The organism is Variovorax sp. dw_954, assembly GCF_018449755.1.
GTDB lineage: Bacteria > Pseudomonadota > Gammaproteobacteria > Burkholderiales > Burkholderiaceae_C > Variovorax.
In genome coordinates this window covers 70,121-81,178 of record NZ_JAAVVD010000032.1, presented here as the reverse complement: position 1 = coordinate 81,178, position 11,058 = coordinate 70,121, and the positions used below count along the sequence as shown (strand labels likewise).

Sequence of the window (11,058 nt, the reverse complement as noted above, 5' to 3'; positions counted from 1 at the left end):
CTAACCTGTCGGTGCACCGTCAGCGCCCTTGAACGAGAACGGCTTTGCATCCTCCCGATAGCCCAGCTTGAGGGTCTGGGACTGGCCGATACGGGCAAGTGAGTCTTGAGGTCCAGCGCCCGGCCCACTGGCGCAGGCCGCCAGCAAAGCAGACATCAGGAGTGGCGCCAGCTGCGTCAAAAGTCGTGAATTCGTGCGTCGTCCTCAGGCAATCAACAGATGCGTGCCGACGAGCCCAGGCGGACACATTCGCTGGACTCAACAACCCGCGTTGCAGAGCGGGCGGATTGTGAGGCCCGCTACCGGCATTGGCAACCGGATCCTTGAGCACGACAAAAATGCCATTGAGATCATCGGTCCAGGTCTGCAAGACTGACCGAGCCATGGACCAACTTGCGTACGTCGTCCGCCGCGATGTCGCCGTGCATTTGGAGTGCCAGCAACCATGCGCAGAACGCGCGTGAGCGCCTCTGCATGATTTGATCCTTCTGATGCGAGGTTCCCGGCTCAAAGCTTCGAGCCGCCATCGACGCGCAGGGTGTCGCCGGTGATCCAGCGCGACGCGTCGGAGGCCAGGAAGGCGACGACATCGCCGATGTCGTCGGGCTGCGCGATGCGCTTCAGCGCCTGCATTCCCAACGTGAAATCGCGGCCCGCGTCGGTGCGCGCGAACTTCGACATGTCGGTGTCGACCACTCCCGGGGCGACCGCGTTGACGCGGATGCCGCGCTCGCCGAGTGCCGACGCGAAGTGCTTGACCAGCGTGTCGATCGCGCCCTTGGTCGCGGCATAGGCCGACAACGCGCCGACAGACGCATGCGCGGCCAACGATGACAGCAGCACCACGCTGCTGCCCTTGCCGAGAATGGGCAGCAACTGCTGGACAAGGAAGTAAGGCGCGCGCACGTTGACCGCGAACATGCGGTCGAAGTCCTCGACGGTCGTGTCCTCGATCGCCGCCCCGACGGAGATGCCGGCGTTCGCGACCAGTATGTCGAGCCGGCCACCGATCACTTCGCGTACGTGGCGCGCGAGCTGGTGCGCACCGTCAGCCGCGCTCATGTCGGCGGCAACCGCGTCGGCCTTGCCGCCAGCCTTGCGGATTTCAGCGACGACTGCGTTTGCTTCTTCGGCGCCGCGGCCGTAGTGGACAAGCACCTGGGCGCCGGCTTTGGCGAGCGCCAGCGCGGCGGACTTGCCCATGCCGCGGGAGGCACCGGTGACGAGAGCGGTCTTGCCTGTGAGGTAGGTCATGATTCATTCCTGGTTGTTGCAGCATCGCTGCGGATGAGAGGAATTTATGGCCACCTTGCGGGTTGCACAAAGACTTTGTAAGCTGGCTGCCATACCTTGAAAGCATGGGAGCGCCATTGGAACTTCGCCACCTTCGCTACTTCGTCGCCGTTGCCGAAGCGGGCAGCATGACTGTCGCAGCAACGCAAAGGCTGCATACCGCGCAGCCCTCGTTGAGCCGGCAGTTGCGCGACCTGGAATATGAGGTCGGCACGCCGTTGATGACGCGCGGTGCGCGAGGCATCGAGCTCACCGCGGCCGGCCGTGCCTTTCTCGACCACGCGCGGCTGGCGTTGTCTCAGGTCGAAGCGGCAGGCCTCGCGGCACGCCGCGCCGCGCAGCCCCCGAAGGCCACCTTCGCGCTGGGTTTCCTCACCGGCCAGGAGATGGACTGGCTGCCCGAGGCGATGCATGTGCTGCGCGACGAGTTGCCAAGACTCGACGTCACCGTGTCGAGCCAGTTCTCGCCCGATCTGGCGAAAGGACTGCTGAATGGAACGCTCGATGCCGCGTTCATGCGGCCCGAGCAAGGCGCCGGCGATCTTGTGTTCCGCGTCGTGGTCGACGAACCGCTGGTCGTCGTGCTGCCGAGCGATCACCCTCTGGCTTCGCGCAAGGCGATCGACCCGGCAGCGCTTGCCGGCGAGCCGTTCATCAACGTCTCCGGTACCGCGCCGGCCCTGCGAATCGTCATTGACGACTACGTTGATCGCGCGGGGCTGGACGTCAAGCTTCACCATGAAGCCGACAACCTGGCGATGGCGATTTCGCTGGTCGCATCGACGCGTGGGTTCGCCCTGCTACCCATCTATGCCGAGAACTTTCTGCCCTGGTCGGTTGTCGCGCGCCCGATCAAGGGCGGCGACGCTCCAAAGATCCCTTTGATGGTGGCGCACCACAAGGCAAATGCATCCCCGACCTTGAAGCTCTTCTTGTCCAGGCTCGATGAATTGATCGCCCGCGTTTCAAGAAAGCATCGTTGAATCGCGGTGAAGCGGACGTTTACGACGTTCCGCTCATGGCCGATCCTGTGGCTTCGAAACACTTCCGCGGGATAGTCCCGGCCAGGGCCCGGCATTCGTCACTGGCTCACAACAAAGCCGTCGTGAGCGCGTGCGCATTGACCCGGCGGCGTCAACAATCGGTCGGAATGATGAGCCGACATTAGACTGCACCATAGATCAACCCCGTGAGATGACGCCCTCTTCCCTGCCCGATTTCGCCGAGCGAGCCAGCCTCGAAGAAGCGCTGTGCAAAGCGGGCGTGCTTGACGGAAGGAGCGTCACCGGGGTGTCGACCGAAGCATCGTATGCGACGGTGTTGTCACACATTTTCAGGTTGCGCCTCGCATACACGGGCGCTGTGTCCAAAGCGCCCGCCACCTTGATATTGAAAGCTGGCCTTGCGGATCGACCTGGCGGCCCGTGGGCCGGCGGCAAGCACGAGGTAGCCTTCTACCGAGATGTTGCTCCCTTGATGCCTCCCGGCATCGTGCCTCGTTGCTTCGCCGCCCATTGGAATGGCGACACCGGGACGTGGCACTTGCTGCTGGAAGACTTGACGGATTCGCACTTCATCGCGACACGCTGGCCTCTGCCGCCTGACTTCGCGCAAAGCGAGTCGGTCATTCGAATGCGCGCCCGTTGTCAAGCCGCATTCTGGGACGATCCTCGTCTCGGCGTGGCCATAGGTACGTGGCAGGATGCTCGTGCCCATGAAGAGGCAACGAAGGCGATGGTCGCTCACTTCTCCCGATTCGCGGATGAGATGGGCGATCGGTTGTCTCTCGAGCGGCGGTCCCTTTGCGAAAGATTGTTCGATTCTGCGCCGCACCTGGCGCAAAGATACCTGTCGCGGCGCAACATGACGATCATTCAAGGCGACGCGCATGTCTGGAACTGCTTCTTGCCGAAGGATGGCGCGAAAGACGGTGGCAGGTTGTTCGATTGGGATGCCTGGCAAGTGAATACCGGTTCGGACGACCTCGCTTGCATGATGGCCCAGCAGTGGTATCCCGAGTTGCGTCAGCGTTTCGAGCTGCGCCTCCTCGACTGCTTTCATGAAGAGCTTGTGGCTCGGGGCGTGCAAGGCTATGACAGGCGCGCATTGCAGGATGACTACAGGCTGTCGGCACTCTGGCTGATCGCGACACCGATCTGGCAGCACGCAAACGGCATTCCTCCAGTCATTTGGTGGAACAATTTTGAGCGCGTCTGCATGGCCGTCGACGACTTGGACTGCCGCGAACTGTTGTCATAGCGACGCGTGGCAAGAGCGGCCAGCAACAGACTTTGGACCAACCGGCCACCGCCAAGGCCCGCACCAACCCGAACATCGCAAGCCACAGGCAAAGTCGGCAAGATTCTCGTCGCAAGCACTTGCACCAGAGAGCCCGCACTCGCGCGCGAAGCCGCGGTCGGGCAAGCATATCGTCCTTGTAGTGCAGGCGCGCCAGCAACATAATCGGCGCCGGCAACTGTACGAAAAGAAAGCAGGAATGCCCCGTCGCCTGCCGTGCCGGGCGCGAGGCAGTCCTCGAACGTGGCGTCGCTGCAAATCTTCGAAGACGCACCTGCGAACGGTTCGCGAGCCACGCGGTTTTCAAGAGTGAGGTGATGATGCACTTTGTCTTCAGTGCCCTGGATGGCGTGGACGCGCGCTCACCAGGGATCAACACGTCGTGCACGTTCGCGCAGTACAACCGCAAGATCGCGACGATCGCTGGCGCGGCCGACCCGCCGGACCGCGCAGGGATGACGCATACGATGAAGCGCCTTGGGCCGATGCCGTCGGTCCCTGCGCAGGCCTGATGTCCTCGCACCAACACTTGATTCAAGCCGCCCTTGCGGACCTGCATCCGACGCAGATTACCGTGGGCCGAGCGGAAGTGGTCGCCAAGCGCGCGCAATGGGCGCAACTCAAGCGCAAGGAGCGCGATCGAACGCTGGCCGCCCATTGGTTCCCGGCCGTCAAGGGACCGAACGGGCGCTTCTACATCGTCGACCATCATCATCTGGGCGTGGCGCTGCACGAAGAGCGCGTCGAATCGGTCTGGGTCATGCCGCTGGACGATCTCTCCGAAGTCGCCGGAGAGAACTTCTGGCGCTTGATGGAGTTTCATCGGTGGGCGCATCCGTACGACGAGACAGGCAAGCGCCGCGGATATGACGCAATTCCTTCGAAGATCGCCAAGCTGCGCAACGACCCCTATCGCAGCTTGGCCGGCTTCGTCCGAAACGCGGGTGGCTATGCCAAGGACGCGGCACCGTTCGCCGAGTTTCTCTGGGCCGATTTCTTCCGGCCCCAGATTCCCGTCAAGACTCTCGAAAGGGGCAGCGACGGCACGTTGCTGCCCGAGGCGGTACAACAAGCGGTCGCACTGGCGCGCGGGCCGGCCGCACGCTGCCTGCCCGGGTGGACCGGCGTGACGACTGCGGCAAACTTGTCTGCCAGCATCGGCAACGCCACTTGAGCGCACTCGCCAACGCTGGGAAACCCGGGGCCGCCGACCTGATCGCAGGCCTGTCGATCGCAGGCCTGCTGTTGCCGGAGGCGGTGGCCTACTCAAGCATTGCGGGACTGCCGCCACAAGCGGGCGTGATGGCGCTTTTCGCGGGCCTGCTCGTGTACGGACTGCTGGGCAGCAGCCGCTTCGCCATCGTTTCCGCCACATCATCGTCGGCTGCCGTGCTCGCCGCCGCGACGACCTCGCTCACCGGGGCAGATCCGGCGACGCGGCTGGCGCTTGGTGCGGGCATCGTGCTGCTGGCGGGCGTGTTCTTCATCGCAGCCGGGCTGCTGCGACTGGGCGCCGTTTCGAGCCTGATCGCCAAGCCGGTGCTGCGCGGTTTCGCACTGGGGTTGGCGATGACCATCGTGCTCAAGCAGTTGCCCAAGGTGCTCGCCGTTCCAACTGCCCACGGCGACTTCTTTCGGCTGGCCAGGGACCTGGCTGCGAGCTGGCGGCAGTGGAACTGGGCGGGGGCGATCATGGCGCTGCTGGCCTTGACGCTGCTTCGCGCACTCGGGCGATGGCGGGCCGTGCCGGCCGCGCTCCTGGTGATCGCGGCGGGCATCGCCTTCGATGTCAGCGGCCAGAGCCACACCTGGGGCATCGCCGCTGTCGGCCCCTTCAGCATCGACTTCAGCCACCCGGGCCTGCCGTCGCTCGCTGCAGAGCAATGGGTCAAGCTTGGTGAACTTGCATTTGCCGTGGCGCTCATCCTCTATGCGGAGTCCTATGGATCGATTCGCACCTTTGCGCTGCGCCACGGGGATGAAGTTTCCGCCAACCGCGACCTGTTGGCCCTTGGCGCGGCGAACCTTGCCTCGGGCCTGTTCCGGGGAATGCCTGTGGGTGCTGGCTACTCGGCCACATCTGCCAACGAAGCCGCGGGCGCGCAGAGTCGCGCCGCCGGGCTGGCGGCTGGCGCAACGGTATTGGTGGCGGTACTGACCTTGTTGCCCTGGATTGCACATACGCCGGAGCCGATCCTGGCGGCCATCGTCATCCATGCTGTCGCTCACACCCTGAGTCCTGCCGCGCTGCGTCCCTACTTCCACTGGAAGCGTGACCGCCTCACTGCCCTCGTGGCGGTTGCGGCGGTGCTGCTGTTCGGCGTGCTGGACGGGCTGCTGGTGGCGATTGGCGTCAGCCTGGCAATGTTGCTGCACGGCTTTGCGCGGACCAGCGTGAGCTGGCTCGGGCGCCTTGGCGACGGTCACGACTATGTTGACATGGCACGCCACCCTGACGCCATCGCGCCGACCGATGGCTTGATCGCACGCCCCGAGGTGCCGCTGTTCTTCGGCAACGCCGACGCGGTGTTTGCCGCCATCCGCCAACGTGCCGCCGGGCAAGTCGGTACAAGGCGGATCGTGCTGAGCCTGGAAGAGTCACCCGACCTCGACGGCACGAGCATCGAGGCGCTTTGCGAATTCGCGATCTGGGTGCGCGCGCGCGGCATGCAACTCAAGCTCGCGCGCGTCAAGGACGCCGTGCGCGATGTTCTCGACCGCGTGCACTCACCGGACCTCGCAGCGGATACGTATGCGGCGTGGAGCGTGGATGACGCGATGCAGTCGTAGAGCCTGACTCGGTGCATCGATCGCCGATCAGTGCTGCGCTGGGAAGATGTGCTGACGGATCGTTGGAGTGCGACCATGTTCTGCAGCGTGTGCCCAAGCTAGCGCAGCCCGGGTGCTCTGTCCATCGTCCGCGGTCGTCTTGGCGCATGGCGGGTCATTTCTCGAAGCTGGCCAAGTGCAGCGCGCCCGAAATGCAACGTTTTGCGGGCAGCTGTCGCGCTCAGCGAGACAGCGCCGGCAACGCCTCTTCCAGCGTTGCCACGAAGTCGGCCATGGCGTCGCTGTCGCGCGCACCGCGCTTGCTGATGCGAAAGAAATCCATGCTGACCTTCGGCTTCAACAGCACATCGGTCTGCACGCGGTGGCGCCGGCATGCGGCGGTCGCGAAGGTCGGCATGATCGCCGTGCCGAAGCCGGCCTCGACCATCGAGATCAGCGTGCCGAGGAAGTTGAAGGACTGGCGCTGCGCGTCCGCGCGGCCAATCGTGCCGAGGTGCACGTCGATCACCTTCTGGATCGGATTGCCCGGCGGCAAGCCCAGGAGTTCGACCGACCGCAGCGCGGTCCATGGCGCCGTGCCCGTCGCCGCCTGCACCTCTTGCGAAGCCGAAGGCGCAACCCGCATCAGGTGAAAGCGCCCTATCGGCCTGCGCTCCAGGCCCGAAGCGGCCTTGAAGAAGAAGCCGAGCCCGAGATCGGCCTCGCCGCTCGCAACCATCGCCTCGACATCGCGCAGGTCGGCATCGAAGAGCCGCAGGCTCACGGTCGGATGGCTCAGCCGGAAATCGCGGAACACCTGGGGCAGCAGATGGGACGACACCAGCGGTGTCGCGGCGATGCGCAGGGTCTGGCGTGCCTCCTTGCCCTCGACGCCGAGCCGGGAGGTGACATCGTCCAGATCGGTCAGTACGCGCTCGACCACAGGCAGCAGGCGCTGGCCCGCGGCGGTGAGGCCGACCATGCGGGTGGTCCTGTCGAACAGGCGGCAGCCCAGCATGCGTTCCATTTCACGGACCAGCGTGCTCAGGCCGGCCTGGGTCATGTGGGCCTGCTCGGCGGCGCGTGTGAAGTTTCCGATGCGCGCGACATGCAGGAAGGCACGCATCTGGCGGACGGACAGATTCATACCCTTTCATTATGAATTCATCAGACATCTAAATTTCTCAAATGGTTACGAATTCACTCTAATGCCGGATCCCCCGCAGACAAGCTGAAGACACACCGCAGACATGAGCCCCTCCACTGACGTCATCGTGCTGGGCGCCGGCATCGGCGGCCTGACCCTTGCGCTGAGCCTGCACCAGGCCGGTATCGGCTGCCGCGTCTACGAGGCGGTGCCAGAGCTCAAGCCGCTCGGCGTCGGCATCAACCTGCTTCCCCACGCCGCGCGGGAATTGTGGGAACTGGGGCTGCAGGCCGAACTCGACGCGGTCGGCGTGCGCACCCGCGAATCCGTGTTTTTCAATGCCCACGGACAACTGGTGTTCCGTGAAGCGGCCGGCATCGACGCTGGCTACGACTGGCCCCAGTACTCGATCCATCGGGGCGACCTGCATGCCCTGCTGCTGGCGGCCACGCTCGAACGCCTGGGTCCTCGCAGCGTCGCCTGCGGCCATCGCTGCATCGGCGTCGACCAGGATGCCGACGGCATCACAGCGCATTTCAGCGCGCCGGACGGTTCCCGAATTTCCACCGTGCGCGGCGCCGTCGCAGTGGGTTGCGACGGCATCCATTCGGCGCTGCGCCGGCAACTCTATCCGGCTGAAGGCGCGCCGCGATATTCCGGCGTCAACATGTGGCGCGGCACGGCCAGGCACAAGCCTTTCCTGTCGGGGGCGAGCATGGTGCGCGCGGGCTGGCTCGACCTCGGCAAGATGGTCATCTACCCGATCCGCAACGATATCGATGACGCGGGAAATCAACTCGTCAATTGGGTCGCCGAAATCCGCGCGCCGCGGCCGGCGCAGCAGGACTGGAGTCGTCCTGGTCGTCTCGAGGACTTCCTGCCCGCCTTCGAGGACTGGCATTTCGACTGGCTCGACGTGCCCGCGCTGATCCGCTCGTCCGATGCCATTCTCGAATACCCGATGGTGGACCAGGATCCATTGCCCCGGTGGACGCACGGGCGGCTCACCTTGCTCGGCGACGCGGCGCACCCCATGGTGCCGCGCGGCTCCAATGGCGCCGGGCAGGCCATCATCGATGCGCGCGTGCTGGCCGGCGCGTTGCGCACGGAAGGCGTGGGCGCGAACGCGCTGGAGGCCTATGACGCAGCCCGCGTCAAGGCGACCACCGCGGTCGTGCTGACCAATCGCAGCAATCCGCCGGACGCCATCCTGCGCGAGGTCTACGAACGCTCCGGCGGCAAGCGCTTCGAGCGGCTCGAGGAGATCGTCAGCCAGGCGGAACTTCAGGCCATCTCGGACAACTACAAGCGCGTCGCCGGCTACGACCCGACCCGTTTGAAAGCCCGCCCGTCCTTCATCTGAAGCACCGGAAGGAACCGACATGCAACGACATCTCTTCCGATTCCTCGCGGCCCTGTTCCTGTGGGCTGGCGCAGCGACTGCACAAGCCTGGCCCGAGCAATCGATCACTTTGGTCGTCCCCTACACCCCCGGCACCGGCATCGACCTCGTCGCGCGCGAGTTGTCGGCGCGCCTGCCGGCCGCGCTCGGGCAGCCGGTGATCGTCGAGAACGTTGCCGGCGCCAGCGGCAACATCGGCAGCGAAAAGGTCGCGCGTGCCAAGCCCGATGGCTACACACTGCTGGTGCAGGTCAATACGCTTGTCATGAACCGCAGCCTCTACAAGTCGCTGGCCTACGATCCGGTGACGGACTTTGCTCCGGTGTCGCAGACCTCCTGGGGCACGCTGCTGCTGGTTACCAACCCGAACGTGCAGAAGACGACCACGGTGGGCCAGATGGTCGCGGCCGCCAAGGCTGCGCCGGGCAAGCTCAGCTATGCCACGCCGGGGGTCGGCACGCCGCACCACCTGTCGATGGCGCTGTTGCTGCAGAGCACCGGCGCCGACATGCTGCATGTTCCGTACAAGGGCACGGCGGGCGCGGTAACGGATCTGCTGGGCGGGCGCATCGACTACATGTTCCTGCCGGTTCACGTCGCGCTTCAGCAGATCCAGGCCGGCAGGCTGGTGGCGATCGCGACGGGCAGCGACAAGCGCGTGCCGCAGTTGCCCAACGTGCCGACGCTGGCCGAGGCCGGCGTGAAGATCGGCAACCTCGACATGTGGTACGGCGTGCTGGCGCCCAAGGGAACGGCGCCGGCTGTCATCGAGCGGCTCAACGCGGAGATCGGCAAAGTGCTCGCACTACCGCAGGTGGCGACCGCTTTCGAGGCGCAGGGCATGGTGCCGGCCACCTCGACGCCCGCGGCATTCGGTGAGCTGATCGACAAGGATGCCAGGCGCTGGGCCGACGTGGTGAAGCGCGGTGGCATCTCTGCGGAATGATGAATCGCACCCCGACAACGCGGTGGGGCACTGCCGCTACACTGCCGCCGCTGGCGAGCGGCAGCCCCCGGGCAACTCGCCAGATCACCTCGGGACCGCCGACGGGCGGTCCCATCACAACAAGACCAGCAAGAGACAAGCAATGAAGATCCAAGGCGTCAACTCAATCTCGATCCGTCCCCTCGTCGTGGGGTTCGCCGCGTGCGCGGCGCTGGCCGGTGCGGCGCGGGCCGACGTGCTCGACGAGGTCAAGGCTCATGGCGTGGTCAAGTGCGGCGTGACGCTGGCCGCGCCCGGCTTTTCGGCCGAGGACAACGCGGGCAAGCGCCAGGGTTTCGACATCGACACCTGCAAGGCAATCGCCGCCGCAGCGCTCGGCGACGCGAGCAAGATCCAGCTCGTGCCGATGGACCTGAAGACCGCTTTTGCCGGCTTGCCCACCGGCGCCGTCGACGTGCTGACGCACCGCTTCACCTGGACCCAGAGCCGCGACGTGAGCGGCATGAAGTTCGCCAAGGTGATGTTCTTCGACGGCCAGGGCTTCGCCGTCACCGTCAAGTCGAAGGCCAGCAAGCTCGCCGACCTGAACAACGCCACCATCTGCACCGCCCAGGGCAGCACCTCGGAACTGATCGTGGCGGACTACTTCCGGTCGCACAACCTCAAGTACAAGATCGTGACCTTCGCCTCGCAGGAACAGGCTTGGGATGCCTTCGTGGGCAAGCGCTGCGACGCCGCCATCAACGACCGTTCCGGGCTGGCGGCGCGGCTGGCGGCCCTGCCCAACCGGGATGAATTCAAGGTGCTGGCCGAGACCGTTTCCAACGAGCCGATCGGCCCCATCGTCGCGCAGGGCCAGCCGCGCTGGGAGGCGGTCGTGCGCTTCACGCTCAACGCGCTGGTGGCCGCCGAGGAGCAAGGCATCACGCAGGCCAACGTCGATGCGCAGCGCAGCTCGCAGAGTCCCGATGCGCAGCGACTGCTGGGCGTGACGGGCGACTTCGGCGCGAAGATGGGCCTGTCCGCCGACTGGGCCTACCAGGCTATCAAGGCCGTAGGCAACTATGGCGAGATCTGGGACCGCAACGTCGGACCGAAGACGCCGCTGCGGCTTGATCGGGGACGCAATGCGCTGGTCGCGAACGGCGGTCTCATGATGGCGATCCCGGTCCGCTGACCCCCTGGAGCCAGAGCGCTTGACCG

Annotated in this window: 10 protein-coding genes; 8 read left to right on the top strand and 2 right to left on the bottom strand. The window is 65.3% G+C overall.

Annotation, left to right across the window (positions count from 1 at the left end; translation table 11 throughout):
- Positions 1-507: 507 nt before the first annotated feature.
- Positions 508-1,254 carry an SDR family oxidoreductase gene (locus HB681_RS33230; protein WP_213959152.1) on the bottom strand — a complete coding sequence of 249 codons (747 nt, stop codon included), beginning with the start codon at positions 1,252-1,254 and terminating at the stop codon, positions 508-510.
- 116 nt (positions 1,255-1,370) lie between these two features.
- Here HB681_RS33230 and HB681_RS33225 point away from each other — a divergent pair, with 116 nt between their 5' ends.
- From HB681_RS33225 to HB681_RS33205, 5 genes are all read left to right on the top strand, one after another.
- Positions 1,371-2,276, top strand: a complete 906-nt coding sequence (locus HB681_RS33225; protein ID WP_213959151.1) for a LysR family transcriptional regulator — start codon at positions 1,371-1,373, stop codon at positions 2,274-2,276.
- A 211-nt stretch (positions 2,277-2,487) separates the two neighbouring features.
- Positions 2,488-3,552 carry a hypothetical protein gene (locus tag HB681_RS33220; RefSeq protein ID WP_213959150.1) on the top strand — a complete coding sequence of 355 codons (1,065 nt, stop codon included), beginning with the start codon at positions 2,488-2,490 and terminating at the stop codon, positions 3,550-3,552.
- A 356-nt stretch (positions 3,553-3,908) separates the two neighbouring features.
- Positions 3,909-4,103, top strand: coding sequence for a hypothetical protein (locus HB681_RS33215; protein ID WP_213959157.1), 195 nt, complete (start codon positions 3,909-3,911; stop codon positions 4,101-4,103).
- The gene (locus HB681_RS33210) at positions 4,103-4,765 is read left to right on the top strand and encodes a ParB-like protein (RefSeq protein ID WP_213959156.1); all 663 of its coding nucleotides are present in this window, start codon (positions 4,103-4,105) and stop codon (positions 4,763-4,765) included. Before HB681_RS33215 ends, HB681_RS33210 begins: the two co-directional genes overlap by 1 nt.
- Complete coding sequence (locus HB681_RS33205; protein ID WP_213959149.1) at positions 4,762-6,381, top strand: SulP family inorganic anion transporter; 1,620 nt, start codon at positions 4,762-4,764, stop codon at positions 6,379-6,381. The genes HB681_RS33210 and HB681_RS33205 overlap by 4 nt, the downstream gene beginning before the upstream one ends.
- A 220-nt stretch (positions 6,382-6,601) precedes the next feature.
- On the opposite strand, the gene HB681_RS33200 is transcribed toward HB681_RS33205, so the two are convergent.
- The gene (locus HB681_RS33200; RefSeq protein WP_213959148.1) at positions 6,602-7,507 is read right to left on the bottom strand and encodes a LysR family transcriptional regulator; all 906 of its coding nucleotides are present in this window, start codon (positions 7,505-7,507) and stop codon (positions 6,602-6,604) included.
- 103 nt (positions 7,508-7,610) lie between these two features.
- Here HB681_RS33200 and HB681_RS33195 point away from each other — a divergent pair, with 103 nt between their 5' ends.
- From HB681_RS33195 to HB681_RS33185, 3 genes are all read left to right on the top strand, one after another.
- Positions 7,611-8,870, top strand: coding sequence for a flavin-dependent oxidoreductase (locus tag HB681_RS33195; protein ID WP_213959147.1), 1,260 nt, complete (start codon positions 7,611-7,613; stop codon positions 8,868-8,870).
- A 19-nt stretch (positions 8,871-8,889) separates the two neighbouring features.
- On the top strand, positions 8,890-9,855 hold the full coding sequence (locus HB681_RS33190; RefSeq protein WP_213959146.1) for a tripartite tricarboxylate transporter substrate binding protein: 966 nt from the start codon (positions 8,890-8,892) through the stop codon (positions 9,853-9,855).
- A 142-nt stretch (positions 9,856-9,997) separates the two neighbouring features.
- Positions 9,998-11,032 (top strand): amino acid ABC transporter substrate-binding protein, encoded by a 1,035-nt coding sequence (locus HB681_RS33185; protein ID WP_213959145.1) that lies wholly within the window; start codon positions 9,998-10,000, stop codon positions 11,030-11,032.
- Positions 11,033-11,058: the final 26 nt, after the last annotated feature.